Source organism: Pseudomonas sp. Marseille-Q5299, assembly GCF_943737035.1.
Classification (GTDB): domain Bacteria; phylum Pseudomonadota; class Gammaproteobacteria; order Pseudomonadales; family Pseudomonadaceae; genus Aquipseudomonas; species Aquipseudomonas putida_E.
Genome location: NZ_CALSFR010000002.1, coordinates 660,136 through 684,552 on the forward strand (window position 1 = coordinate 660,136; position 24,417 = coordinate 684,552).

Below are 24,417 nucleotides of genomic sequence, written 5' to 3' on the forward strand. Positions count from 1 at the left end.
ATGTTCCCGTCTTTAAGAGGAGCGCGCTGCATGACCGTGATCAAGCAAGACGACCTGATTCAGAGCGTCGCCGACGCCCTGCAATTCATTTCGTACTACCACCCCGTCGATTTCATCCAGGCGATGCACGAGGCCTACCTGCGTGAAGAGTCGCCTGCCGCGCGCGACTCCATCGCCCAGATCCTGATCAACTCGCGCATGTGCGCCACCGGCCACCGCCCGATCTGCCAGGATACCGGTATCGTCACCGTATTCGTGCGCGTCGGCATGGACGTGCGCTGGGACGGCGCCACCCTGAGCGTCGACGACATGATCAACGAAGGTGTGCGTCGCGCCTACAACCTGCCTGAAAACGTTCTGCGCGCTTCGATCCTGGCCGACCCGGCCGGTGCCCGCAAGAACACCAAGGACAACACTCCAGCCGTCATCCACTACTCGATCGTCCCTGGCGACAAGGTCGAAGTCGATGTGGCAGCCAAAGGCGGCGGCTCGGAAAACAAGTCGAAGATGGCCATGCTCAACCCGTCCGACTCGATCGTCGACTGGGTCCTGAAGACCGTCCCGACCATGGGTGCCGGCTGGTGCCCGCCTGGCATGCTCGGTATCGGCATCGGCGGTACCGCCGAAAAAGCCGCAGTCATGGCCAAGGAAGTGTTGATGGAGTCCATCGACATCCATGAACTCAAAGCCCGTGGCCCGCAGAACCGCCTCGAAGAGATCCGCCTGGAGCTGTTCGAGAAGGTCAACCAGCTGGGCATCGGCGCCCAGGGCCTGGGTGGCCTGACCACCGTGCTCGATGTCAAGATCATGGACTACCCGACCCACGCCGCATCCCTGCCGGTGTGCATGATCCCCAACTGCGCCGCCACCCGTCACGCGCATTTCGTGCTCGACGGCTCCGGCCCGGCCGAGCTTGAAGCCCCGTCGCTGGACGCCTACCCGGAAATCGTCTGGGAAGCCGGCCCGAGCGCCCGCCGCGTCAACCTCGACGACATCACCCCGGAAGAAGTGGCCAGCTGGAAGCCGGGCGAGACCATCCTGCTCAACGGCAAGATGCTCACCGGCCGCGATGCCGCGCACAAGCGCATGGTCGAGATGCTCAACCGTGGCGAAGCGCTGCCGGTTGACCTCAAAGGCCGCTTCATCTACTACGTCGGCCCGGTCGACCCGGTCGGTGACGAAGTGGTAGGCCCGGCTGGCCCGACCACCGCCACCCGGATGGACAAGTTCACCCGCCAGATCCTTGAACAGACCGGCCTGCTGGGCATGATCGGCAAGTCCGAGCGTGGCCCGACCGCCATCGAAGCGATCAAGGACAACAAGGCCGTTTACCTGATGGCCGTCGGCGGCGCTGCCTACCTGGTGGCCCAGGCGATTCGCAAGTCCAAGGTTCTGGCCTTCGCCGAACTGGGCATGGAAGCGATCTACGAGTTCGAAGTCAAAGACATGCCAGTCACCGTCGCGGTGGACAGCAACGGTGAGTCGGTGCACATCACCGGCCCTGCGCTGTGGCAGAGCAAGATCGCCGAAAGCCTGGCGGTAGAAGTCAAGTAAGCGGTATCGGGGCTGCTTTGCAGCCCCAATCGTTCATGCACCCCTATGGTTCACTGGCAGCCCGCCACGCGGATCATATGGGTAGTTCCTTGAGCCAGAATGACATGATCTTGTTGCTGCTTTCCTGTTCGCCCAAATCGCGCCAAGCGTAATGAGTGCGCAGGGATGGGTCATGCAGGAAGCCCCGGTTTCGCCAGAAACCGTGCAATGGCTTGTAGTTGGCAGGCCGTCTGGGGTGCATGCCAGGGCGCTCGACGGTGCAAAACGCGCAGTAGTCGAATTCGGCCAGCTTGTGCGCGTAGGACTCACGCTCGATGAAGAAGCGCACACCCAGGCCTTGGCCACGATATTCGGGCAGCACCAGCGATTCGCCGAAATAGTACACGCTGGCAGGGTCGCGCCCCTGCGCCAGGAACGGCTGCTGAAACTTGGGCGCAACGTCCACCAGTGGCAGGCCGGTCGAGGCGCCAACCACACGCCCATCGTCCAGGGCCAGCACTACCAGGCTGCGGCCGGAGCGGGCATAGGCTGCCATGTGCTCGGCCTCAAACTCTACTGTGCCGTCATACAGATAGGGGAACTCGCGCAACACAGTCAGGCGCAGGCGAGCGAGGTCATCGATGTAAGGCGCGATAGCGGCACCGTGCAACAGGCGTATTTCCATGCTTGGCGGTCGTTCTGTCGAGGTGGGTGACGCGCTCGGCTAAGCCGGGCTTGAGGGGAAACCCTAACATCCATACCAATGCCCCACCTTTTCCCCACACGACAGGAACTGTTCCAGGACCGCTACCGAACGGGTAAATGCCCACTACGCAGCTTTCAATGCCGGTGCACCCCAGCTTTCCTTGACTCGCTCAGCTGATACGCGTCCCCAGCACCTTGAGGAAGGCCGCAAGCCATGCCGGGTGCGCCGGCCACGCAGGAGCCGTCACTAGGTTGCCATCTACGTGAGCCTGGTCCACGGCGATGTCGATGAACTTCCCCCCTGCCAGACGTACCTCCGGCGCACACGCCGGATACGCACTGCACTCACGCCCTTCCAGCACGCCAGCCGCCGCCAGCAACTGCGCACCATGGCAAACCGCCGCAATCGGCTTGCCGGCCTGATCAAAAGCCTTTACCAGCGCCAGCACACGCTCATCCAGGCGCAAGTACTCCGGAGCTCGGCCACCTGGGATCAGCAAGGCGTCGTAGCTTTCGGCACGGACCTGGACGAAATCATGGTTCAGGGCAAAGTTGTGGCCTGGCTTCTCGCTGTAGGTCTGCTCGCCTTCAAAATCGTGGATCGCCGTGCGCACCGTCTGGCCCGCGATTTTTTCCGGGCACACCGCATGCACCGTGTGGCCCACCATGCTCAAGGCCTGGAAAGGCACCATCGCCTCGTAGTCCTCGACGTAGTCGCCCACCAGCATGAGAATCTTCTTCGCAGTCATCGCATCCACTCCTTCGGTAGTTTGGGGAACAACCACTGCACGATAGTCTGCTTCAGTCGCGACGGTCGAGCAGGTTGACCACAAGGCGGTCGAGCCAGCCCCACACCCGCTGCTTCACGCGGCGCCACAACGGCCGGGCGTGCCAGTGGTCAAGATCGACCTCGTCACTCAGGCTGAAGTCGCGCTCGAAGCTGGCGACCACGGCGGCCGTCAGCGGCGGGTCCAATGCCTCGACGTTGGCCTCCAGGTTGAAGCGCAGGTTCCAGTGATCGAAGTTGCACGAGCCGACGCTGACCCAATCATCCACCAGCGCCATCTTCAGGTGCAGGAAGCACGGCTGGTATTCGTAGATACGTACCCCCGCGCGTAATAAACGAGGGTAGTAACGATGACCGGCGTAGCGTACCGAGGGGTGATCGGTCCGCGGGCCGGTGAGCAGCAGGCGCACATCGACACCCTTGCCTGCCGCCCGGCGCAGCGAGCGGCGCACGCTCCAGGTAGGCAAAAAGTAAGGTGTGGCCAGCCAGACCCGCTGTTTACCGCTGTTGAGCGCACGCACCAGCGAATGCAGGATGTCACGGTGCTGGCGGGCGTCGGCATAGGCCACCCGGCCCATGCCCTGGCCCTGCACCGGCACCTTGGGCAGGCGCGGCAGGCCGAAGCCTTCAGCGGGGCGCCAGGCCGTACGGCGGTTGTTGGCCTGCCACTGGCGGTTGAACAGTAGCTGCCAATCACTGACCACCGGGCCGCGCATCTGCACCATCACCTCATGCCACTCGCTGGTCGCTTCACCCGGCGTCCAGAACTCATCGGTGACACCGGTACCACCGACCACCGCCAAGCGCTCGTCAACCAGCAGCAACTTGCGATGGTCGCGATACAGGTTGCGCACGCCGCGGCGCCAGCGCAGGCGGTTGTACCAGCGCAGGTACACACCGGCATCCAGCAGGCGTTGGCGCAAAACAGCATTGAAAGCCAACGAGCCGTAGTCGTCGAACAGGCAACGCACGCGTACACCGCGCCGGGCCGCCTGCTCCAGTGCCTGGACCACCGCCTCGGCGCAGGCACCAGCCTCGACCAGGTACAGCTCAAGATCGACCTGGGCTTGAGCACCCTCGATCGCCTGGAGCATGCGTGGAAAGAATTCGGGGCCGTCGATCAGCAGTTCGAACTGGTTGCCATCGCGCCAGGGAAAGACCGGCCCCGGCATGTCAGCGGGCGTTGAAAATCAGCACCGCATTGACCGGTACCGTCGGGTTGATGGATTTGAGCTTGGCGAACTTGCGCAAGGTTTCCAGGCCGGGCAGCAGGCCGAAGTCGTGGGCGTGCAGTATCAACGGTTCGAGGGTCACCACCTGAAAGCGCCGCGCATCGAGGCGGGTTGCCAGCAACAAGGCGTTGTAGCTGTGCGACTGGCCATGCAGCGTAACGGTCAGTGGCAGGCGCAATTCGACCTGCGCGCCGTCGGCCAGGTCGTTTATCGGCCGCAGGTCGAGTTGGGCCTTGACCGTCGCTTCGGCAAAGCGGCCGACCTCGAACAGGTCGTCACGCATGCGCTCGTCCCGTAGCGGGATACCACTGCTCACCGAGTCCATCTCGATACGCAGCCCGGCTGCGCCCTTGCGGTCGACGGTGCCATGCAGTACCAGAAAACGATGGACCTCGGCCGTATCGCCGTCCTTGCCGGTGACGAATGAAAGGCGTGAGGATTCACCATCGAGGTGCCAATTGGCGTGGGCGGGCAGGCACAGAGCCAGCAACAGTGCGGGTAGAAGACGGGGCAGCTTGAACATGACAGATCTCGTGAAACCAGACCGCCAACCTTACCCGGCCGTCTTCATGGCAGCAAGCGGCAGCCAGCCTGCGCCCCCTGCCATGCCGCCTGATTGCGCTGGCCCAGGCCCGCTGCGACAACCAGACGCTGCTGGCTGTCCTCCTCCAGCATGCTCAACGGCAACCACTGCGCGACATAACCCCGGCAATAGGCGGGGTCCAAGCCCATGACAAAACGGCAGGAGCAATATTCCTTGGCCGAATAAGCCGAAAGAATACCGGGGAAATCCGCCAATGCCTGGCGTTCCAGCCAGGCCCAGCCCAACAAGGCAACCATCACCAGCCCCAGCAGGCGCTTCATGCACCCTCCTTGGCCAGCGCTGCCAGCACACGCTTGAGCAGTTCGTTATGGTGGTAACTGCCATCACGGTCGTCGGCGTAGCGGACGATGACCAGCTTGTGGGTCGGCAGTATGTAAAGGGCCTGGCCCCAGTGGCCGAGGGCGGCATAGGTGTCTGCCGGCGCGTCAGGCCAAGGTGAAGCACTGCCCGGCAGTGGCTGGTTGAGCCACCAGTGGCCACCCGGGTTGGCTTCGCCGGGCAGCGGTGTAGCCTGGCTGAACAGGGTACGGTTGAAAGCAACCCAGCTTGCCGGCAGCAACTGGCGGCCACCCCAGCGTCCTTCACGCTGCATCAACAGGCCGATGCGCGCCAGGTCGCGGGCACTGAGGTAGAGGTAGGAAGAGCCAACGAAGGTGCCACTGCCATCGCGTTCCCAAACGGCGCTGTGAATGCCCAGAGGGGTGAACAGCGCCTGCCAGGGGTAGTCAGGGTAAGCACTGCCCTTGAGCATGCCGCGCAATGCGGCGGCCAGGACATTGCTGTCGCCACTCGAATAGATGAATCGCTGCCCGGGCTTTTCGGCGACGGGCCTTGAAGCGGTATAAGCCGCCATGTCATGGCGCCCGCGCGTGTAGAGCATGGCCACTACCGAGGATTTCAGCGGTGCGTATTCGTAGTCTTCCTGCCAGGCCAGGCCACTGGCCCAATGCAACAGATCGGCCAGACGCACGTCGGGGTGTGCCTGCATGGGCGGGTAAAAGCGGGCCGCAGGGTCCTGCAGTTGAAAACGCCCCTCACCTTGGGCCACGCCCAGCACTGTCGCCAGCACGCTTTTGCTCACCGACCAGGTCAGGTGGGCGGTTTTCGCGGTAGTAGGTGCGGCGTACCGTTCGTGCAGGATACGGCCGTCACGGATGATCAGCAGGGCGTCGCTGCGAATGCCGCTGCGCTTGGTGGCGTCGCGTTCAGGGAAGGCATAGCTGTCGACAGCCTGCCAGTCGATGGCCGTGATGTCGGCCTGCCAATCCGGTAGGGGCCAGTCCTCTGCCCTGGCCGAACCGACCGCCACCGCCACCGCCAGGATCAACAACCCTGCCCTCAACATAAACGCCTCTTGGGGCCGCAAGGCGACCCGGTTTTTCAACGGATCAGGCGATCCTGGCAGGCGTTCATGACAATCCGGCAGCCTCCCAAGCCTTGGCCAGGCGCTTTTCCCGAGCAGCCGTCGCCAGCGCCATCACCTCCTGATCACGCTGCCACAACTGCGCCCATTGCGCCGGCCCGGCCGACAGCGCTTTGTCGATGGCCCCTTTCAGTGCCTGAAACTGCGCAAACAAGCCCGCCAACAACAAATGGCAGCCAACACTGTCGGCGCACTGGCGGCTGGCCTCGGCACAGCCGGCCAACAAGGCAATCAGGCGCAACCGCAGCTCCTGTTGCCAGCCGCATTCCTGCGCTACGCCATACAACCAGGCAACCATCGCCGCCAGTACGTACAAATCTTCCAGCGAGCGAAACGGTTTGACGTACGCATCCCAACCATCACCTGCCAACAACTCGCAGGCAGCCTGGCGCAGTTGCAGGCGCCCGTGGCCGACCTCAGGCATCAAAGGCAGGGTCGGCAACGCCTCCAGGGTCACTCCTGGCTCACCCGGATAAACCACTCCCAGGCTCAGGCGCGGTGCTTCACCCTGCCCTTCGCTGCGCGCCGCCACCAGCAGCCATTCGGCGTCAAGCCCGGCGGTCACGAAGTCCTTGCTGCCGGTCAGGCGTAAACCCTCCAGGCGCGTCTGCATGTCCGCAGGGCGCACGCTACGCCGTTCGGTGGCGCATAACGCGCCGAGACTGGCCGGGGCGCTAGGCCACAGCATGCGCAAGGCGGCCTGGTAGCCAATGAGAAACGCCAGGCCGGGTGTGGCCATGGCGCGCCCACCCAGCACCGCCAGCTCGAACGGGGCGCACCCACCGAGGCGCTCGAGCTGCGCGGCATATGCCTCACCCAAAGTACCGGCCATAGGCTGGCGAAGGGGATCGTTGAGTCGTTGCAACCAGGCCATCGGACGCTCCTCGCTTGTCAGGGGGTGTCACGCAAGCATCACCAAAGGTTCACAGGGGTGACACCGCGCCTACCTAGGCTGACTTTGCACAACAAAGCCGACCGGCCGCAACCCTTCATGGCTGGCTTAGGGAGACTCGCAATGACTCGGACAGCTCGCTCTGGCGACAACAGCACTGAACGCCGTCTGCAAGCCGAACGCCTGGTCGGCGCCGCGGCCCTGCAGGAAGCACAGGCCCTGCGCTACAAAGTGTTCAGCGCAGAATTCAAGGCCAGGCTCAAGGGCGCTGAACTGGGCCTGGACATGGATGACTACGACGTACATTGCCGGCACATCGGTGTACGCGACCTGAACACCGGCGAACTGGTCGCCACCACCCGCCTGCTCGACCATCAGGCCGCCAGCAGCCTGGGGCGCTTCTACAGCGAAGAAGAATTCAGCCTGCATGGCCTGCTGCAACTGCAAGGCCCAATCCTCGAACTGGGCCGCACCTGCGTCGACCCCGGCTACCGCAACGGCGGCACCATCGCTGTGCTCTGGGGTGAGCTGGCCGAAGTGCTCAATGAAGGCCGCTACAGCTACCTGATGGGCTGCGCGAGCATCCCCATGCAGGATGGCGGGGTTCAGGCCCATGCCATCATGCAACGCCTGCGTGAGCGTTACCTGTGCAACGAACACCTGCGTGCGGAGCCAAAGAACCCGCTGCCCACCCTGGCCCTGCCGAACAACGTCATCGCCGAAATGCCGCCGCTGCTGAAGGCCTACATGCGCCTGGGTGCGAAGATCTGCGGTGAACCCTGTTGGGATGAGGACTTCCAGGTGGCCGACGTGTTCATCCTGCTCAAGCGTGATGACCTCTGCCCACGTTACGCCCGCCACTTCAAGGCAGCGGTCTGATGCCCAAACTGCGGGTGTTCGCCCGCCTCGCAAGGCTGTTGCTGGTACTGCTTTTCGGCATGCTCATGGCCAGCGTGATCGCCATCGGTGAACGCATGGGCATGAAGGCCTCCATCGAGCGCCGCCAGCGCTGGACCTGCCTGTTCATGAAACGCCTGGTCGCTGCCCTGCCCTTCGACGTGCGGGTAATCGGTGAACTGCCCAAACGGCCGATGTTGTGGGTCAGCAACCACGTGTCCTGGACCGATATCCCGCTGCTCGGCATGCTGCTGCCGCTGTCGTTTCTGTCCAAGGCCGAAGTCCGCCACTGGCCCGTGGCTGGCTGGCTGGCGGAGAAAGCCGGCACATTGTTCATCCGCCGCGGCGGCGGCGATAGCCAGCGCTTGCGTGAACAGATCAGCGCACAACTGGGCGACGCCAGGCCGCTGTTGATCTTCCCCGAGGGCACCACCACCGACGGGCGCCAGTTGCGCACCTTCCATGGGCGTTTGCTGGCAGGCGCCATCGATCAGGGTGTGGCAGTGCAGCCTGTTGCCATTGAGTACCTGCGCAACGGCGAGGCTGACCTGGTTGCGCCGTTCATCGGTGATGATGACCTCGTGTCACACCTGATGCGGCTGTTCGCCGAGCCGCGGGGTGAGGTGTGCATCCACCTGTTGCAGCCGATCAGCAGCGTGGACAAAGAACGCGCGGCGTTGGCATTTCAGGCGCAACAGGCTATCCACATTGCGTTGTTCGGGGTTGGCGAAGTCGAGGTGGCAGCGCGCCGGCAGGCCCGTGCTGCTTGATGCCTGATTGGCAGTACACCGCTATCGGCCAGACCTCTGTGCGGCGGCAAACGTCTGCAACTGTGGATAGAACTCACGGAAATCAGCCAGCAACGGCTCGTACAACCGCTCAAGCTCCGCCATCACGCCCATCATGCCCTCAGGCCGGGACAAGCGTCGCCCAATGCCGTTGAAGACCTGCTCCAGGGTGGAAAAATCGCCATACGCTCCCAGCCAGTCATCTGCGGCCATCAAGGGCGCAATGCGCGCCAGCCGCCCTGGCAACTCGGGCTCGGCCAGCAACACGCGATAGAACGCACCGGTGAACTGCTCCAGCGGCTGCTCGGCATAGTCGCCCCAGTGTTGCGCCAGGCAATGGTCGAAGAACACATCCACAATGATCCCGGCATAGCGGCGCCGCTCCCGGGGGAACCGCGCCAGCGCTGCCAATACCAACGGGTGCTGATCGGTGTAGCTGTCGATGTGCCGATGCAGCCGAATGGCAGCCTCCAGCGTTGGCGCAAAGCGCCCCTCCAGCGAGCCTTTGACGAAATCGCCGTACAGGCTGCCAAGCAGTTGTTGCGGCGCCGGGCCGCCCAGGTGCAGGTGTGCGAGGTAATTCATGGGCGCAGTTTAGCACTGCGCATCCGTATATCGTTATAACGCGATATAACGATTCGCGCTCAGCTCAGAACCACTTCATATTTCTATATCGCGAAATACCGATTTATATTTCGTCATATCGCGATATACCGCTACACCACGAGCCCCACACCATGCCTCTCGATCTCGACGACATAATAAAAGCCCTGGCCCACCCGGTCCGGCGAGAAATCCTCAACTGGCTGAAAGACCCGGCAGCGCACTTTCCCGCCCAGCACCACAGCACCGAGCACGGTGTCTGTGCCGGCCAGATCGATCAACGCTGCGGCCTGTCGCAGTCGACCGTTTCTGCCCACCTGGCAACGTTGCAGCGCGCAGGCCTGATCAGCAGCCAGAAGATCGGCCAGTGGCATTTTTTCAAACGCGACGAAGCCACCATCCAGGCGTTCCTCGAACAACTGCGCCAAGCGCTCTGACAAGGTAGGTAACCCGTTATGACCACGCTTTTCGATCCGATCACACTGGGCGATGTGCAACTGCCCAACCGCATCATCATGGCGCCGCTCACCCGCTGCCGCGCCGACGAAGGCCGGGTGCCCAACGCGCTGATGGCCGAGTACTACGTGCAGCGCGCCAGCGCCGGGCTGATCCTCAGTGAAGCGACCTCGGTCTCTGCCATGGGCGTCGGCTACCCTGATACGCCAGGCATCTGGAACGACCAGCAGGTACGCGGCTGGAACAACGTGACCAAGGCCGTGCACGGCGCAGGCGGTCGTATATTCCTGCAGTTGTGGCATGTTGGCCGCATTTCCCACCCCAGCTATTTGAACGGTGAACTGCCGGTGGCTCCCAGCGCCATCCAGCCCAAGGGCCATGTCAGCCTGGTGCGCCCGATCACCGAATACCCGACCCCACGGGCCTTGGAAAGCGAAGAAATCGCCGACATCGTCGAGGCTTACCGCAGTGGCGCAGAGAACGCCAAGGCTGCCGGTTTCGATGGCGTGGAAATCCACGGTGCCAACGGCTATCTGCTCGACCAGTTCCTGCAGAGCAGCACCAACCAGCGCACCGACCGCTACGGTGGTTCACTGGAAAACCGTGCCCGCCTGCTGCTGGAGGTGACAGACGCCGCCATCGGCGTGTGGGGCGCAGGCCGTGTCGGCGTGCACCTTGCGCCGCGCGCAGACTCCCATGACATGGGTGATGCCGACCGCGCCGAGACCTTCACCTATGTAGCGCGGGAACTGGGCAAGCGGGGTATCGCCTTCATCTGCTCTCGGGAGAAAGAAGCCGATGACAGTATCGGCCCGCTGATCAAAGCAGCGTTCGGTGGCCCTTACATCGTCAACGAGCGGTTCGACAAGGCCAGTGCCAATGCCGCGTTGGCCAGTGGCAAGGCGGATGCGGTGGCGTTCGGTGTGCCGTTCATTGCCAACCCGGACCTGCCGGCACGGCTGGCGGCCGATGCGCCGCTGAACCAGGCGCACCCGGAAACCTTCTATGCAAAAGGGCCGGTGGGGTACATCGATTACCCGCGGCTGTAAGTCAGATCGCCGGGGCCGCTTTGCGGCCCTTCGCGACACAAGGCCGCCCCGACAGTCGACCGCTCAATTTCGTGTAGGAGCGGCCTTGTGTCGCGAAAGGAGGGCGAAGCCCTCCCCTAAGGCCCTAAGGCCGAGCATTGATCTGCTGCTGCAGGTTCTGAATCTGGCTCTGCAAGGTGTTGAAGTTACGCGTGGTCTGCCCACGAAACGCATCGAACTCCTGCACCGAAGCGCCACTTGCTGGCGCCGCAGCCGGGCGATTGTCCACCTGGCTCTTCAATACCAGCACGTCCTGCTCCAGGCTCTCGATCGCCGCTTTCGGGTTGCCCTGCTTCTTCAGTGCGGCCACCTCCTCGCTAAGGCTCTTGAGCTGCCCATCGAGCTTGCCGCCATCCACCTGGCCTGACTTCAACGCCGCCAGCTCGGCATTCACCGCCTTCAACTGCGCCTGTAACTGGGTTTGCAGCTCAGTTACCGCCTTTTGCTGCTCGCGGGTATCGGCCAGCACCTGCTCCAGACGCTTGCCCAGGTCACCCGTCTGCCCGGCCACCCCCTGCTGTTGCTTGCCCTGCTCGGCCAGGCTGGCCTGCAGTTGGCGGATCTGCAGCTTGAGCGCCTCACTGCCGGTGCTGGTAGAGCTCTCGGTGGCAGCGACCTTGCCACTGATCGCCTGCAAGCGCCCCGCCGCTTCCTCGCTGATGCGCGCAAAGCTTTCCTGAGTGGCCACCAGTTGCTGCTCCATCAGCGAGATCTGCTGAAAGCTCCACCAGCCGAGCCCGGCCAGCGCGATGAACGAAGCCCCCAGCAACGCCCACAGTGGGCCGGTACTGGCGGGTCTGGTGGCCTTCTGGCGGTTGCGCGACACACGCGCCGGCAACAGTTCGTCGTCATCCAGGGTGCCGGCACGCAGGGTTGGCACATCATCAAAATCGTCGTGGGCATCGTTACGCATGGATAGTTTCAACCGCGGTAGTAGCAAAGAGACATGAGTATAAACCGCTCACGCGGCGCACTGATGACCATCATCCTGGCGCCTGGTTCACTGGCCAAGGGGCTGGTGCTTCCACCACGCGCAAAATTCATCCAGCGCCGTCCACAGGCTGACCTTGGGCTGATAGTCCAGGTACTGCCGGGCGCGGCTGATATCCAGGGTGAAATCGCGGCTCATCACTTGCATCCCCAGGCGCGTGAGGGTGGGCTGGGGTCGCCCGGGCCAGAGCATGCAAGCGGCCTCGTTCAGCGCCGCCATGCTGTAGGCCATGCCGTAGGCGCGATAACGGGTCACCTGGGGCAACTGCATCTGGCGCATCACGTAATTGACCACATCCCACAATGGCAACGGTTGACCATTACTGATGTTGTAGGCCTGCCCTAACGCGCGATCATCGGCGAACAGCGCGCCAAGCAGTGCCTCATTGAGATTGTGCACGCTGGTGAAATCGACTTTGTTCAGGCCGTTGCCGATGATCGCCACACGGCCCTTGCGCTGCATCTGCATCAGCCGCGGGAAAATACTGGCATCACCGGCTCCGGTTACAAAGCGCGGGCGCAGGGCCAGAACTTCGAGCCCAAACTCCTGGGCGCCGAAGACCTTTTGTTCAGCAAGGTATTTGGTCTGCGCGTAATGATGGTGAAAGCGGCGCGGCACCTGGTCCTCGCGGATATCCAGGCGCGAACGGCCATTGAAGTAGATCGACGGCGACGACAGGTGTACCAGGCGACGGACATGCTCCTTCAAGCAGCCCTCGACCACGTTCTCGGTGACCACCACATTGCCCTGGTAAAAATCCTGATAGCGCCCCCAGGTGCCCACCGCCCCCGCGCAATGCACCACCGCCTCGACGCCCTGGCACAGGCGCCGGGCCAGTTCGGCGTCACCGAGGTCGCCGGGGATGAACTGCGCACCGCGCTTGACCAGGTGCTCGACGCCCTCGGCGCGCCGGCCGCTGACCCGCACATCCAGGCCTTGCTCCAGGGCGAAGCGCGCAAAGCGCCCGCCGATGAAGCCGCTCGCGCCAGTGACCAGAATTCGCATGTAACACTCCGCCTCAGATTTCAGATGCAACAGACGCCAGCCGCCACTACAAGGGCACCAGCCAATGCTGTGCCGTGTGCCGCAGGTGTTCGGTCAGTTGCGCGAGCAGTTGCCCGCCGTTGCGCCAATGATGCCAGTACAGCGGCACATCGATGGGGGTATCGGCACAAATTTCCACCAGTCGCCCACTACTCAACTGCTCACGGGCCTGCAACTCAGGCACCAGGCCCCAGCCCAGGCCAGCTTCGGTCATGCGCAGGAAGCCTTCGGACGACGGGCAAAGGTGGTGCAGGAAGCCATCTTCGATACCGAGAGAAGCGAGGTATCGGTGCTGCAGAAAATCGTCCGGGCCGTACACGATCGCCGGCGTGCGGGCCAGGCGCCGGGCCTCGAAACCCATTGGGAAATAGCGCGCCATGAATGCCGGGCTGGCCAGCGCCCGGTAGCGCATGGCACCCAGCGGCATGCTGCGGGCGCCGGCCACCGGCCGCTCACTGCCGCACAGGCAGGCCGCCACCTCCCCGGCACGCATGCGCTTCAGGCCAACCTCCTGGTCTTCCACCACAAGGTCGGTGAGTACCTGCTGCTCGGCGCAGAACGAACCCACCGCAGCTGCCCACCAGGTCGCCAGGCTATCAGCGTTGAGCGCAATGCGCAGACGCTCTGGCATGCCCTCTTCATCGAGTGCCGGTACCTGACGCTGCAGGTCACGTTCGAGCAGCCGCACCTGCTGCACATGGTTGAGCAACTGTCGCCCGACCTCGGTCGGGCTCGGTGGCGCGGCGCGCACCAGCACCGGCTGACCAACCCGCGCCTCGAGCAGCTTGATGCGCTGTGAGATAGCCGATTGCGACAGCCCCAGCACCTGCGCTGCACGTTCGAAACCACCTTGCTCGATCACCGCCGCGAGCGCGGCAAGCAGCTTGTAGTCGAACATCGATTTTCCTAATGACGGATCAGCACTATTTGTTTTTCTTATACAGGGGGGATCCGCACAATAGCCAGCATCTTCTCTGGAGTATCTGCCATGTGGCAAAGCTATCTGAACGGCATGCTGGTGGCCTTCGGCCTGATCATGGCCATTGGCGCACAGAACGCCTTCGTCCTGGCGCAGAGCCTGCGCCGTGAACATCACCTGCCGGTGGCAGCACTGTGCATCGTCTGCGACGCCCTGCTGGTAGCCGCCGGTGTATTCGGCCTGGCCACGGTGCTGGCGCATAATCCGACGCTGCTGGCGATTGCACGCTGGGGTGGCGCGGTGTTTCTGCTCTGGTACGGCGCCAAGGCCCTGCGCAGTGCATGCTCCAAACAGAGCCTGCAGCATCAGCAAGGCCAAGGCATGCGCTCGCGGCGTGCGGTGCTGCTCAGTGCACTGGCCGTTACCCTCCTGAACCCGCATGTGTACCTGGACACCGTGTTGCTGATCGGCTCGCTGGGCGCACAGCAGACCGTGCCGGGCGCCTATGTGGCAGGGGCCGCCAGCGCTTCGCTGCTATGGTTCTCGACTTTGGCGATCGGTGCTGCATGGCTGGCGCCCTGGCTGGCCCGCCCGGCCACCTGGCGGATGCTCGACCTGATGGTGGCCGTGATGATGTTCGCCGTGGCGGCGCAGCTGATCTTTGCTTGAGCTGCAAGATTGCAACGGAGCGCCACCCGTCGGCGGCAGGCAACCGCTCTGGAACCTCTATTCCCTATCTTTGTTGCGTGGTTATGCGGCGGGGCTGGTGCTATGATCCAGCCCTTGCGTCGCAAAGAGTACAAACTCGCCGACGCACATAGGGCCGCCCGTGATCGGCCTTGCGCAAACCGCGAACTAGACCTGAATCAGGAGATCCACCATGGCTTTTGAATTGCCGCCGCTGCCGTACGCCCACGATGCCCTGCAGCCGCACATCTCCAAGGAAACCCTGGAGTATCACCACGACAAGCACCACAACACCTACGTCGTGAACCTGAACAACCTGGTCCCAGGCACCGAATTCGAAGGCAAGACCCTGGAAGAGATCGTCAAGAGCTCTTCGGGCGGCATCTTCAACAACGCCGCTCAAGTCTGGAACCACACCTTCTACTGGAACTGCCTGTCGCCAAACGGTGGTGGCCAGCCTACCGGTGCGCTGGCTGAAGCCATCAACGCCGCATTCGGTTCCTTCGACAAGTTCAAGGAGGAGTTCACCAAGACTTCGGTTGGCACCTTCGGTTCCGGCTGGGGCTGGCTGGTCAAGAAGGCCGACGGCTCCCTGGCCCTGGCCAGCACCATCGGTGCCGGCTGCCCGCTGACCAGCGGCGACACCCCGCTGCTGACCTGCGACGTCTGGGAACACGCCTACTACATCGACTACCGCAACCTGCGCCCGAAGTACGTAGAAGCATTCTGGAACCTGGTCAACTGGGCCTTCGTTGCCGAGCAGTTCGAAGGCAAGACCTTCAAGGCCTGATCTTGCGCCTTGAACTGAAAACCCGGCCATGCGCCGGGTTTTTTTATGGCCGGTGCCGGCATCACAGGCTCCCAACGAACAGTTTTCCCGGCGGCTCTTGCTCCCCCCGCAGAGCGCGCTAACATCAAACGTCTGAAAGTTCGCTACAGCGCACTCAAGTTGCAGGGTCAGGCAACCGATACACTGCTCAGGGCAGCTCCACCGGCCGATAGTGTATCGCCAAGGTTAATGGCAAAATGATGTCATGCGCATGGATTAAGGAAACCCCCATTGAAGCTGGAATTGCGGAACAGCTTATCGGTCAAGTTGCTCAGGGTCGTGCTCCTTTCGGCGCTGGCGGTCGGTGTCGTTCTTAGCTGCGCGCAGATCGTCTATGACACCTACAAGACCCGTCAGACCGTCGACAGCGACGCCCAGCGCATCCTCGACATGTTTCGCGATCCCTCGACCCAGGCGGTCTACAGCCTTGATCGGGAAATGGGCATGCAGGTCATGGAAGGCCTGTTCCAGGACGAGTCTGTACGCCAGGCTTCCATCGGCCACCCCAATGAAACCATGCTCGCCGAAAAGTCCCGCCCGCTGCAGGACTCTCCCGTACGCTGGTTGACCGACCTGCTCCTTGGCCAGGAACGCACCTACACCACTCAGTTGGTCGGCCGCGGCCCCTACAGCGAGTACTACGGTGACCTGAGTATCACCCTGGACACTGCCGCCTACGGTGAAGGCTTCCTGCTCAACGCCATCATCATTTTCATTTCCGGCGTGCTGCGCGCCCTGGCCATGGGCCTGGTGCTGTACCTGGTCTACCACTGGCTGCTGACCAAACCGCTGTCGAAAATCATCGAGCACCTCACCCAGATCAACCCTGACCGCCCCAGCCAGCACCAGATTCCGCTGCTCAAAGGCCATGAAAAAAACGAACTGGGCATCTGGGTCAACACCGCAAACCAGCTGCTGGCCTCGATCGAGCGCAATACCCATCTGCGCCACGAAGCCGAAAACAGCCTGCAACGCATGGCCCAATACGACTTCCTGACCGGCCTGCCGAACCGCCAGCAGCTACAGGCACAGCTCGACAAGATCCTTATAGACGGCGCCCGCCTGCAGCATCGCGTCGCCGTACTGTGCGTGGGCCTGGACGACTTCAAAGGCATTAACGAGCAGTTCAGCTATCAGGTCGGCGACCAGTTGCTGCTCGCCCTGGCTGACCGCCTGCGCGCCCACAGTGGCCGCCTGGGGGCGCTGGCACGCCTGGGTGGCGACCAGTTCGCCCTGGTGCAGGCCACTATCGAACAGCCCTACGAGGCCGCAGAACTGGCGCAGAGCATCCTCGATGACCTGGAAGCGCCGTTCGACCTGGATCACCAGCAGATTCGCCTGCGCGCCACCATCGGCATCACCCTGTTCCCCGAAGACGGCGACAGCACCGAGAAGCTGCTGCAAAAGGCCGAACAGACCATGACCTTGGCCAAGGCCCGCTCGCGCAACCGCTACCAGTTCTACATCGCCAGCGTCGACAGCGAGATGCGTCGACGCCGTGAATTGGAAAAGGACCTGCGCGAGGCGCTGTCGCGCAACCAGTTGTTCCTTGTCTACCAGCCGCAGATCAGCTACCGCGATCACCGCGTGGTCGGCGTCGAAGCCTTGCTGCGCTGGCAGCATCCTGAACTTGGCATGGTCCCGCCGGACCAGTTCATCCCGCTGGCCGAACAGAACGGCAACATCATCACCATCGGCGAGTGGGTACTCGACCAGGCCTGCAGGCAACTGCGCGAATGGCATGATCTGGGCTTCAGCGAACTGCGCATGGCAGTCAACCTGTCCACCGTGCAACTGCATCACAACGAACTTCCGCGCGTGGTCAACAATCTGCTGCAGGCTTACCGTCTGCCACCGCGCAGCCTGGAACTGGAAGTGACCGAGACCGGCCTGATGGAAGACATCAGCACCGCCGCCCAGCACCTGCTCAGCCTGCGCCGCTCCGGTGCGATGATCGCCATCGACGACTTCGGCACCGGTTACTCGTCGCTCAGCTACCTCAAGTCGCTGCCACTGGACAAGATCAAGATCGACAAGAGCTTCGTCCAGGACCTGCTGGACGACGATGACGATGCCACCATCGTTCGGGCGATCATCCAGTTGGGCAAAAGCCTGGGCATGCAGGTGATCGCCGAGGGCGTGGAGACGTCCGAGCAGGAAGCCTACATCATCGCCCAAGGCTGCCACGAAGGTCAGGGCTATCACTACAGCAAGCCACTGTCAGCGCGCGAGCTGACCAGTTTCCTGCGCCAGGCCCAGCGCAATCAGGTTTCTGCGTTATAACCCCTGCCCCTGTTGGTTCCAGGCCTTAACCGGCATTTACATAATTGCGCCCCACCCCTTTACAGCAAATGCAAATCTTTCGCATGATGTTGTAGTTTTACGTGCCACGGCGCACTGTCCAACCACACGACGCAGGGAAACCAACAATGATTCGTATGCCTCTGGCCTCCGCCAGTCTGCTGGCCATCGCCATCGCTCTCGCCGGTTGCGGTGAAAGCAAGGACGAGAAGGCCGCCGCCCCGCAAGCTGCGGCACCTGCCGCCGCGAGCACCGCCGCCGCAGCACCGGCTGCTGTCGACGAAGCGGCCGGCAAGGCCGTGGTCAAGCATTACACCGAGATGGTCTACGCCGTTTACAGCGACTCGCTGAGCACGGCCAAGTCCCTGCAAACAGCCATCGATGCATTCCTTGCCAACCCCAACGACGACACCCTCAAAGCTGCCAAAGAAGCCTGGGCTGCAGCGCGCGTACCGTACCTGCAGAGCGAAGCCTTCCGCTTCGGCAACACGATCATCGACGACTGGGAAGGCCAGGTGAACGCCTGGCCGCTTGACGAAGGCCTGATCGACTACGTCGACAAGAGCTACGAACATGCGCTGGGCAACCCGGCTGCAAGCTCGAACATCATTGCCAACACCGAAATCCAGGTCGGTGAGGAGAAGGTCGATGTCAAGGACATCACCCCTGAGAAGCTGGCCAGTTTGAACGAACTGGGCGGCTCCGAAGCCAACGTCGCCACTGGCTACCACGCCATCGAATTCCTGCTCTGGGGCCAGGACCTCAACGGTACCGGCCCAGGCGCAGGCAACCGCCCTGCTTCGGACTACCTCGAAGGTAAAGGCGCCACCGGCGGCCACAACGAGCGTCGCCGCGCCTACCTGAAGTCGGTCACCGAGCTGCTGGTCAAGGACCTCGAAGAAATGGTCGGCAACTGGGCCCCGAACGTCGCCGACAACTACCGCGCCACGCTGGAAGCCGAGCCTGCCACCGACGGCCTGCGCAAGATGCTGTTCGGCATGGGCAGCCTGTCGCTGGGCGAACTGGCTGGCGAGCGCATGAAGGTCTCGCTGGAAGCCAATTCGCCGGAAGACGAACAGGACTGTTTCAGCGACAACACCCACTACTCGCACTTCTACGACGCCAAGGGCATCCGCAACGTCTACCTGGGCGAGTACACCCGAGCCGACGGTACCAAGCTGACCGGCCCGAGCCTGTCGTCGCTGGTGGCCAAGGCCGACCCGGCTGCCGACGCTACCCTCAAGGCCGACCTGGAAGCGACCGAGGCGAAGCTTCAGGTCATTGTCGACCACGCGCTCAAAGGCGAGCATTACGACCAACTGATCGCAGCCGACAACGCTGCCGGCAACCAGGTCGTGCGTGATGCCATTGCCTCCCTGGTCAAGCAGACCGGTGCGATCGAGCAGGCTGCAGGCAAGCTGGGCATTGCCAACCTGAACCCGGACACTGCCGATCACGAGTTCTGATTCGGCATTGGCAGGCAAAAAAGGCTAACGCCAGTCAGTTAGCGTTAGTAGGGCTGCTACGCAGCCCGTCGCCGGCAAGCCAGCTTCCACCGGGGCGCGCAGTTCTTGAGTTCTGCGCGGTGCCTGTGAGGGCTGGCTTGCCTGCTACAGGGCCAAAACTGACAGCAGTTTCATCCAGCAATTGCAAATTCCTCTTATTCAAACATTCTCAGCCTGCTAAGCTTGCACGCCGGTTTTTCGCCTACGCCCAGGATTTTGCATGTCCTTGTCGCTGTCCCGACTCTCCCCTCCGCTGCTGGCCCTCGCCCTTGCCGCCTGTGACGACGCCCCGCGTTTCACTCAGGCAGAGCCTGGCGAAGCGCTGTCCGGTGGCCAGGCGACTGTCCAGCGCAACGACCGCAATGCCTTTTCCCTGCCCTCGGCCAACCTGTCGCCCGAGCGCCGCCTGGACTTTGCCGTAGGCAACAGTTTCTTCCGCAACCCCTGGGTGATCGCCCCGTCCACCACCACTGCACGCGATGGCCTGGGCCCACTGTTCAACACCAACGCCTGCCAGAACTGCCACGTACGCGACGGCCGTGGCCATCCGCCAGAGCCTGGCGACAGCAACGCGGTGTCGATGCTGGTGCGCCTGTCGATCCCCGACCAGCCTTACCTGGCAAAAGAAATCGAGCGCCTGGGCGTGGTCCCGGAGCCTGTCTATGGCACCCAGTTGCAGGACATGGCCAACCCTGGTGTGGCCCCGGAAGGCAAGGTGCGCGTGACTTACGACAACCAGACCGTCAGCTTCAACGACGGCCATCAGGTCGAACTGCGTCGCCCTACCCTGCAAATCACCCAGCTCGGCTATGGGCCGATGCACCCTGACACCCGCTTCTCTGCACGCGTGGCACCGCCCATGATCGGCCTGGGTCTGCTCGAAGCCATCCCCGAAGCTCAGATTCTGGCCAACGAAGACCCCGATGATCGCAACCGCGACGGTATTCGCGGCCGGGCCAACCGGGTTTGGGACGACGCCCAGAGCAAGACCGTGGTCGGTCGCTTCGGCTGGAAGGCCGGGCAACCGAACGTCAACCAGCAGAACGTGCACGCCTTTGCCGGGGACATGGGTTTGACCAGCAGCCTGCAGCCCCGGGACGACTGCACCCCGGCGCAGCGCGATTGCCTTGCAGCCCCCAATGGCGACGGCACCGACGGCGAAAAGGAAGTCAGCGACAACATCCTGCGCCTGGTCACCTTTTACACCCGCAACCTGGGCGTGCCAGCCCGGCGCGATGTCGGCGCCCCGCAAGTGCTGGCCGGCAAGAACCTGTTCTATCAGGCCGGCTGCCAGGGTTGCCACACCCCGCAGTTCACCACTGCCGCCGACGCCCCCGAGCCAGAGCTGGCCGGGCAAGTGATCCGCCCCTACAGCGACCTGCTGCTGCACGACATGGGCCCGGGCCTTGCCGACGATCGCACCGAATTTGCCGCCAACGGCCAAGACTGGCGAACCCCGCCGCTGTGGGGCATCGGCCTGAGTCCAGCGGTCAGTGGCCACACCCAGTACCTGCATGACGGCCGCGCCCGCAACCTGCTCGAGGCCGTGCTCTGGCACGGCGGCGAAGCGCAGGCAGCGCGCGACCATGTTCTGACTTTCAATACCGAGCAGCGCGCTGCGCTGCTGGCTTTCCTGAACTCACTTTAAAAGCGCAAGGAGCCGGGCATGTTCCGACCCAAACTGTTGTTCACCAGCCTCGCCGCACTCGCCCTCGGTGCCTGTTCACCGCAAGACCCGCAGGCCGTGACCTCCGCCGCCATCGCCAAGCAGGTGATCCTGCCCACCTACAGCCGCTGGGTCGAAGCCGACCGCCAGCTGGCCGCCAGTGCCTTGGCCTACTGCGAAGGCAAAGAGAGCCTGGACAGCGCTCGCGCCGATTTCCTCAACGCGCAGAAAGCCTGGGCCGAGCTGCAGCCACTGCTGGTCGGCCCGCTGGCCGAGGGCAACCGCGCCTGGCAGGTGCAGTTCTGGCCCGACAAGAAGAACCTGGTCGGTCGCCAGGTCGAGCAACTGGTCAATGGCGACAAGCCGATCGACGCCCAGACCCTGGGCAAGTCCAGCGTCGTGGTGCGCGGCCTGTCGGCCTACGAATACATCCTGTTCGACAGCAAGCCGGATGTCGCCACCGCCGAACAGAAAGCCCGATACTGCCCGCTGCTGGTCGCCATCGGTGAGCACCAGAAGGCCTTGGCTGAAGATATCCTCAAAGGCTGGAACAGCACCGACGGCATGCTCTCGCAGATGACCAAGTTCCCCAACCAGCGCTATGCCGACTCGCACGAGGCGATCGCCGACCTGTTGCGTGCGCAGGTGACTGCGCTGGACACCCTGAAGAAGAAGCTCGGCGCACCGATGGGCCGCCAGAGCAAAGGCATTGCGCAGCCACTGCAGGCCGAAGCCTGGCGCAGCCACGCCTCGCTGAAAAGCCTGGAAGCCAGCCTCAAGGCCGCCCAGGCGGTCTGGGTCGGGGTCGACAACCAAGGCCTGCGCGGCTTGCTGGGCAGCGACCAGAAAGCCCTGGCGCAAAAGATCGACGACGCCTACGCCACCTCGGTCAAACTGCTGACCGATAACCAGAAGACCTTGGGCGAGTTGCTGGCTGACGAAGATGGCATGCAGCGCCTCAACCAGATCTACGACAGCCTCAACGTCGTTCACCGCCTGCACGAAGGCGAACTGGCCAAGGCGTTGAACATCCAGCTGGGCTTCAATGCCAACGACGGTGACTGATCATGCTGCGACGCCAGGCACTCAAAATCGGTAGCGTTCTGCTCAGCGCCCTGACCTTGGGAGGCTGGAGCCTGATGCGCAACAAAGGCAGCGATCCTTTGCTGCTGTCGGCGCGTGACGATGGCGACGGCAAGCACTATGCCGTCGGGTTCCGCCTGGACGGCACCCAGGTGTTCAGCACCCAGGTGGCCCAGCGTTGCCATGCCATCATCAACCATCCAGAGCTGCCGATCGCCCTGTTCGTCGCGCGCCGTCCCGGAACCGAAAGCTACCTGATCGACCTGCGCGACGGGCGCTTGTTGCAGACCGTCTCGTCGCAGCCTGACCGGCATTTTTACGGCCACGCCGTGATTCATAAAGGCGGCGAATGGCTGTATGCCACCGAGAACGACACCACCGATCCAGGGCGTGGCGTACTGGGCGTGTACCGCTTCGAGGGTGAACGCCTGGTTCACACCGGCGAGATCCCCACCCACGGCATCGGCCCGCATGAAGTGGCATGGCTGCCCGATGGCGAGACTCTGGTCGTGGCCAATGGCGGTATCCGCACCGAGGCCGAAAGCCGGGTCGAGATGAACCTCAATGCCATGGAGCCGAGCCTGGTACTGATGCAGCGCGACGGCACGTTGCTGAGCAAGGAAACCCTGGCCCAGCAAATGAACAGCGTGCGCCACCTGGCAGTGGGCAGCGATGGCACCATCGCCGCCTGCCAGCAGTTCATGGGCGATGCCGATGAAACCGCCGAGCTGCTGGCAATCAAGCGCCCAGGCGAGCCGTTCAAGGCCTTCCCGGTGCCAGAGCGCCAGCTGCAAGCCATGGCCCAGTACACTGCCAGCGTCGCCATCCACAGCGACCTGCGCCTGGTGGCACTGACGGCGCCGCGGGCCAACCGCCTGTTCGTCTGGGACCTGGACAGTGGCGCAGTCAGGCTGGATGCGCCGATGCCGGACTGTGCCGGGGTGGGCGCGGTGAAGGATGGTTTTGTCGTGACGTCCGGGCAAGGGCGTTGCCGGTTCTATGATTGCCGCAAGCAGGAATTGATCGGCCAGCCGATGGATTTGCCTTCCGGTTTCTGGGACAACCACCTGCACCTGGCCTGATCAGGCCTGCGCGCCCCTACGGGGGCGCAATCCATTTCCCCTCAATCGAAAAACAGTCAATACTTCCCCCATCCGCACGTGGGCAGGACCGCCCGTTGTCGTGTCAAAACCAATAACAACCTCGCATCCAAGGAACCGGACTTATGCTGCGCCGCCGCATGCTCATCATGTTGGCCGTCGTTCTGCTGATCGTGCTGGCCCTGGGGGGCTACAAGGCCTTCTCGATCTACCGGCAGATCCAGGTGTTCACTGCCCCCAAGCCTCCCATCACCGTGGCGGTGGCCATGGCCGAGCAGCGCGAGTGGCAGCAGCGCCTGCCCGCCGTCGGCAGCCTCAAGGCCCTGCAGGGTGTCGAGCTGAGCCTGGAGGTGGAAGGCATCGTTCAATCCCTGCACTTCGACTCCGGTCAGAAGGTCAAGGCCGGGCAACTGCTGCTCAAGCTCAATGACGATCAGGAAACCGCCCTGCTGGGGACTGCCCAGGCCGACCTGGGGTTGGCCAAAGTGGACTTCGGCCGCGGCAGCCAGCTGGTGGGTGATTCGGCCATCTCCCGCGGCGAATATGATCGCCTCACTGCCCAATACCGGCGCAACCAGGCGGTTGTCGACCAGCTCAAGGCCGCAAAAACCAAGAAGAGCATCAGTGCCCCGTTCAGCGGTACGATCGGCATCCGCCAGGTGGATGTGGGTGACTACCTGGCGGCCGGCTCTGTGATCGCTACCCTGCAGGACCTCTCCAGCCTTTACGTCGACTTCAATGTACCGGAGCAGGCACTGCCACAGCTGAGCCTCGGCCAGCAGGTACAGGTGCAGGTGGCGGCCTACCCTGGCCAGACCTTCCCTGCCAGCCTCAGCGCCATCAACCCCAAGGTTGAAGAGAGCACGCGCAACCTGCTGGTGCGCGCGACAATGGCCAACCCGGATGGCAAGCTGCTGCCGGGCATGTTCGCCAACCTGCTGGTGCTGCTGCCTGACCCGCGCCCACAGGTGGTAGTGCCCGAAAGCGCCATCACCTACACGCTGTATGGCAATTCCGTGTATGTCGCCACGCCGAAGAAAGACAAGGACGGTAATCCCGAGCGGGACGACAGTGGCCGGCCGCAGCTTAGCGCCGAACAGCGCAGCGTGCAGACCGGCGAGCGGCGCGACGGCGTGGTGGTGGTCAGCAAAGGGCTCGCAGCGGGCGAACAGGTGGTCACCGCCGGCCAGCTCAAGCTGAGCCCTGGCGCGGCGATCCGCATCGGCCAGGACGCAGCGCTCGAACCCGAACAAGGCGCCCCACGCGCGGACTGATAAGGAGGCA

The 24,417-nt window shown here is 63.2% G+C and carries 24 protein-coding genes; 13 read left to right on the top strand and 11 right to left on the bottom strand.

All coding sequences use genetic code 11. The features are described 5' to 3' along the window. Positions 1-30 precede the first annotated feature (30 nt). On the top strand, positions 31-1,554 hold the full coding sequence (locus tag NGJ21_RS07455) for a fumarate hydratase (RefSeq protein WP_016488901.1): 1,524 nt from the start codon (positions 31-33) through the stop codon (positions 1,552-1,554). A gap of 73 nt (positions 1,555-1,627) precedes the next feature. Here the strand turns inward: NGJ21_RS07455 and NGJ21_RS07460 are convergent, their stop codons facing one another. From NGJ21_RS07460 to NGJ21_RS07490, 7 genes are all read right to left on the bottom strand, one after another. Then, positions 1,628-2,218 (bottom strand): GNAT family N-acetyltransferase, encoded by a 591-nt coding sequence (locus tag NGJ21_RS07460; protein ID WP_115273664.1) that lies wholly within the window; start codon positions 2,216-2,218, stop codon positions 1,628-1,630. A 190-nt stretch (positions 2,219-2,408) separates the two neighbouring features. Continuing rightward, positions 2,409-2,987, bottom strand: a complete 579-nt coding sequence (locus NGJ21_RS07465; RefSeq protein WP_012312917.1) for a DJ-1/PfpI family protein — start codon at positions 2,985-2,987, stop codon at positions 2,409-2,411. A 52-nt stretch (positions 2,988-3,039) separates the two neighbouring features. Further along, positions 3,040-4,197, bottom strand: coding sequence for a phospholipase D-like domain-containing protein (locus NGJ21_RS07470; RefSeq protein WP_115273663.1), 1,158 nt, complete (start codon positions 4,195-4,197; stop codon positions 3,040-3,042). Position 4,198: 1 nt separating this feature from the next. Further along, positions 4,199-4,780 (bottom strand): YceI family protein, encoded by a 582-nt coding sequence (locus NGJ21_RS07475; RefSeq protein ID WP_046784896.1) that lies wholly within the window; start codon positions 4,778-4,780, stop codon positions 4,199-4,201. Positions 4,781-4,824: 44 nt separating this feature from the next. After that, positions 4,825-5,121 (bottom strand): hypothetical protein, encoded by a 297-nt coding sequence (locus tag NGJ21_RS07480; RefSeq protein ID WP_046784895.1) that lies wholly within the window; start codon positions 5,119-5,121, stop codon positions 4,825-4,827. After that, entirely contained in the window at positions 5,118-6,206 is a 1,089-nt protein-coding gene (locus NGJ21_RS07485; RefSeq protein ID WP_125923896.1) for a serine hydrolase domain-containing protein, read from the bottom strand. Before NGJ21_RS07485 ends, NGJ21_RS07480 begins: the two co-directional genes overlap by 4 nt. Positions 6,207-6,270: 64 nt before the next feature. Beyond that, entirely contained in the window at positions 6,271-7,158 is an 888-nt protein-coding gene (locus NGJ21_RS07490; protein WP_251961981.1) for an acyl-CoA dehydrogenase middle domain-containing protein, read from the bottom strand. Between the two features lie 141 nt (positions 7,159-7,299). Here NGJ21_RS07490 and olsB point away from each other — a divergent pair, with 141 nt between their 5' ends. Next, the gene (gene olsB, locus NGJ21_RS07495) at positions 7,300-8,055 is read left to right on the top strand and encodes an L-ornithine N(alpha)-acyltransferase (RefSeq protein WP_174142076.1); all 756 of its coding nucleotides are present in this window, start codon (positions 7,300-7,302) and stop codon (positions 8,053-8,055) included. Beyond that, positions 8,055-8,843, top strand: a complete 789-nt coding sequence (locus NGJ21_RS07500) for a lysophospholipid acyltransferase family protein (RefSeq protein WP_251961982.1) — start codon at positions 8,055-8,057, stop codon at positions 8,841-8,843. The genes olsB and NGJ21_RS07500 overlap by 1 nt, the downstream gene beginning before the upstream one ends. Before the next feature lie 21 nt (positions 8,844-8,864). Here NGJ21_RS07500 and NGJ21_RS07505 read toward each other — a convergent pair whose 3' ends face one another. Then, the gene (locus NGJ21_RS07505) at positions 8,865-9,446 is read right to left on the bottom strand and encodes an acyl carrier protein phosphodiesterase (RefSeq protein ID WP_115273660.1); all 582 of its coding nucleotides are present in this window, start codon (positions 9,444-9,446) and stop codon (positions 8,865-8,867) included. Between the two features lie 152 nt (positions 9,447-9,598). Here NGJ21_RS07505 and NGJ21_RS07510 point away from each other — a divergent pair, with 152 nt between their 5' ends. Both NGJ21_RS07510 and NGJ21_RS07515 read left to right on the top strand, forming a co-directional pair. Further along, the gene (locus tag NGJ21_RS07510) at positions 9,599-9,901 is read left to right on the top strand and encodes an ArsR/SmtB family transcription factor (protein WP_046784889.1); all 303 of its coding nucleotides are present in this window, start codon (positions 9,599-9,601) and stop codon (positions 9,899-9,901) included. A gap of 18 nt (positions 9,902-9,919) precedes the next feature. Next, on the top strand, positions 9,920-10,969 hold the full coding sequence (locus tag NGJ21_RS07515) for an alkene reductase (protein ID WP_046784888.1): 1,050 nt from the start codon (positions 9,920-9,922) through the stop codon (positions 10,967-10,969). A 124-nt stretch (positions 10,970-11,093) separates the two neighbouring features. Here the strand turns inward: NGJ21_RS07515 and NGJ21_RS07520 are convergent, their stop codons facing one another. The 3 genes from NGJ21_RS07520 to NGJ21_RS07530 all read right to left on the bottom strand — a co-directional run bounded on the left by NGJ21_RS07520 (position 11,094) and on the right by NGJ21_RS07530 (position 13,941). Next, positions 11,094-11,921, bottom strand: a complete 828-nt coding sequence (locus NGJ21_RS07520) for an ATPase (RefSeq protein ID WP_237860897.1) — start codon at positions 11,919-11,921, stop codon at positions 11,094-11,096. Positions 11,922-12,008: 87 nt separating this feature from the next. After that, positions 12,009-13,004 carry an NAD-dependent epimerase/dehydratase family protein gene (locus NGJ21_RS07525; RefSeq protein WP_046784886.1) on the bottom strand — a complete coding sequence of 332 codons (996 nt, stop codon included), beginning with the start codon at positions 13,002-13,004 and terminating at the stop codon, positions 12,009-12,011. A 46-nt stretch (positions 13,005-13,050) separates the two neighbouring features. Next, positions 13,051-13,941 (bottom strand): LysR family transcriptional regulator ArgP, encoded by an 891-nt coding sequence (locus NGJ21_RS07530; RefSeq protein WP_046784885.1) that lies wholly within the window; start codon positions 13,939-13,941, stop codon positions 13,051-13,053. Between the two features lie 90 nt (positions 13,942-14,031). Here NGJ21_RS07530 and NGJ21_RS07535 point away from each other — a divergent pair, with 90 nt between their 5' ends. The 8 genes from NGJ21_RS07535 to NGJ21_RS07570 all read left to right on the top strand — a co-directional run bounded on the left by NGJ21_RS07535 (position 14,032) and on the right by NGJ21_RS07570 (position 24,407). Beyond that, positions 14,032-14,631, top strand: a complete 600-nt coding sequence (locus tag NGJ21_RS07535; RefSeq protein ID WP_046784884.1) for a LysE/ArgO family amino acid transporter — start codon at positions 14,032-14,034, stop codon at positions 14,629-14,631. 211 nt (positions 14,632-14,842) lie between these two features. Beyond that, on the top strand, positions 14,843-15,439 hold the full coding sequence (locus NGJ21_RS07540; RefSeq protein ID WP_012312902.1) for a superoxide dismutase: 597 nt from the start codon (positions 14,843-14,845) through the stop codon (positions 15,437-15,439). 270 nt (positions 15,440-15,709) lie between these two features. Next, positions 15,710-17,761, top strand: a complete 2,052-nt coding sequence (locus NGJ21_RS07545; protein WP_046784883.1) for a putative bifunctional diguanylate cyclase/phosphodiesterase — start codon at positions 15,710-15,712, stop codon at positions 17,759-17,761. A 146-nt stretch (positions 17,762-17,907) separates the two neighbouring features. Next, entirely contained in the window at positions 17,908-19,245 is a 1,338-nt protein-coding gene (locus tag NGJ21_RS07550; RefSeq protein WP_046784882.1) for an imelysin family protein, read from the top strand. Positions 19,246-19,504: 259 nt separating this feature from the next. Further along, the gene (locus NGJ21_RS07555) at positions 19,505-20,932 is read left to right on the top strand and encodes a di-heme oxidoreductase family protein (RefSeq protein ID WP_251961983.1); all 1,428 of its coding nucleotides are present in this window, start codon (positions 19,505-19,507) and stop codon (positions 20,930-20,932) included. 18 nt (positions 20,933-20,950) lie between these two features. Next, complete coding sequence (locus NGJ21_RS07560) at positions 20,951-22,015, top strand: imelysin family protein (protein WP_119688326.1); 1,065 nt, start codon at positions 20,951-20,953, stop codon at positions 22,013-22,015. Positions 22,016-22,017: 2 nt separating this feature from the next. Further along, entirely contained in the window at positions 22,018-23,115 is a 1,098-nt protein-coding gene (locus tag NGJ21_RS07565; protein ID WP_251961984.1) for a DUF1513 domain-containing protein, read from the top strand. 143 nt (positions 23,116-23,258) lie between these two features. Beyond that, the gene (locus NGJ21_RS07570) at positions 23,259-24,407 is read left to right on the top strand and encodes an efflux RND transporter periplasmic adaptor subunit (RefSeq protein ID WP_115273655.1); all 1,149 of its coding nucleotides are present in this window, start codon (positions 23,259-23,261) and stop codon (positions 24,405-24,407) included. The last annotated feature ends 10 nt before the right edge of the window (positions 24,408-24,417 follow it).

Excerpts from the sequence above, each read along its gene's own strand:
- NGJ21_RS07455 (WP_016488901.1), top strand. The coding sequence starts at position 31 with ATGACCGTGATCAAGCAAGACGACCTGATTCAGAGCGTCGCCGACGCC.
- NGJ21_RS07460 (WP_115273664.1), bottom strand. The coding sequence starts at position 2,218 with ATGGAAATACGCCTGTTGCACGGTGCCGCTATCGCGCCTTACATCGAT.
- NGJ21_RS07465 (WP_012312917.1), bottom strand. The coding sequence starts at position 2,987 with ATGACTGCGAAGAAGATTCTCATGCTGGTGGGCGACTACGTCGAGGAC.
- NGJ21_RS07470 (WP_115273663.1), bottom strand. The coding sequence starts at position 4,197 with ATGCCGGGGCCGGTCTTTCCCTGGCGCGATGGCAACCAGTTCGAACTG.
- NGJ21_RS07475 (WP_046784896.1), bottom strand. The coding sequence starts at position 4,780 with ATGTTCAAGCTGCCCCGTCTTCTACCCGCACTGTTGCTGGCTCTGTGC.
- NGJ21_RS07480 (WP_046784895.1), bottom strand. The coding sequence starts at position 5,121 with ATGAAGCGCCTGCTGGGGCTGGTGATGGTTGCCTTGTTGGGCTGGGCC.
- NGJ21_RS07485 (WP_125923896.1), bottom strand. The coding sequence starts at position 6,206 with ATGTTGAGGGCAGGGTTGTTGATCCTGGCGGTGGCGGTGGCGGTCGGT.
- NGJ21_RS07490 (WP_251961981.1), bottom strand. The coding sequence starts at position 7,158 with ATGGCCTGGTTGCAACGACTCAACGATCCCCTTCGCCAGCCTATGGCC.
- olsB (WP_174142076.1), top strand. The coding sequence starts at position 7,300 with ATGACTCGGACAGCTCGCTCTGGCGACAACAGCACTGAACGCCGTCTG.
- NGJ21_RS07500 (WP_251961982.1), top strand. The coding sequence starts at position 8,055 with ATGCCCAAACTGCGGGTGTTCGCCCGCCTCGCAAGGCTGTTGCTGGTA.
- NGJ21_RS07505 (WP_115273660.1), bottom strand. The coding sequence starts at position 9,446 with ATGAATTACCTCGCACACCTGCACCTGGGCGGCCCGGCGCCGCAACAA.
- NGJ21_RS07510 (WP_046784889.1), top strand. The coding sequence starts at position 9,599 with ATGCCTCTCGATCTCGACGACATAATAAAAGCCCTGGCCCACCCGGTC.
- NGJ21_RS07515 (WP_046784888.1), top strand. The coding sequence starts at position 9,920 with ATGACCACGCTTTTCGATCCGATCACACTGGGCGATGTGCAACTGCCC.
- NGJ21_RS07520 (WP_237860897.1), bottom strand. The coding sequence starts at position 11,921 with ATGCGTAACGATGCCCACGACGATTTTGATGATGTGCCAACCCTGCGT.
- NGJ21_RS07525 (WP_046784886.1), bottom strand. The coding sequence starts at position 13,004 with ATGCGAATTCTGGTCACTGGCGCGAGCGGCTTCATCGGCGGGCGCTTT.
- NGJ21_RS07530 (WP_046784885.1), bottom strand. The coding sequence starts at position 13,941 with ATGTTCGACTACAAGCTGCTTGCCGCGCTCGCGGCGGTGATCGAGCAA.
- NGJ21_RS07535 (WP_046784884.1), top strand. The coding sequence starts at position 14,032 with ATGTGGCAAAGCTATCTGAACGGCATGCTGGTGGCCTTCGGCCTGATC.
- NGJ21_RS07540 (WP_012312902.1), top strand. The coding sequence starts at position 14,843 with ATGGCTTTTGAATTGCCGCCGCTGCCGTACGCCCACGATGCCCTGCAG.
- NGJ21_RS07550 (WP_046784882.1), top strand. The coding sequence starts at position 17,908 with ATGATTCGTATGCCTCTGGCCTCCGCCAGTCTGCTGGCCATCGCCATC.
- NGJ21_RS07555 (WP_251961983.1), top strand. The coding sequence starts at position 19,505 with ATGTCCTTGTCGCTGTCCCGACTCTCCCCTCCGCTGCTGGCCCTCGCC.
- NGJ21_RS07560 (WP_119688326.1), top strand. The coding sequence starts at position 20,951 with ATGTTCCGACCCAAACTGTTGTTCACCAGCCTCGCCGCACTCGCCCTC.
- NGJ21_RS07565 (WP_251961984.1), top strand. The coding sequence starts at position 22,018 with ATGCTGCGACGCCAGGCACTCAAAATCGGTAGCGTTCTGCTCAGCGCC.
- NGJ21_RS07570 (WP_115273655.1), top strand. The coding sequence starts at position 23,259 with ATGCTGCGCCGCCGCATGCTCATCATGTTGGCCGTCGTTCTGCTGATC.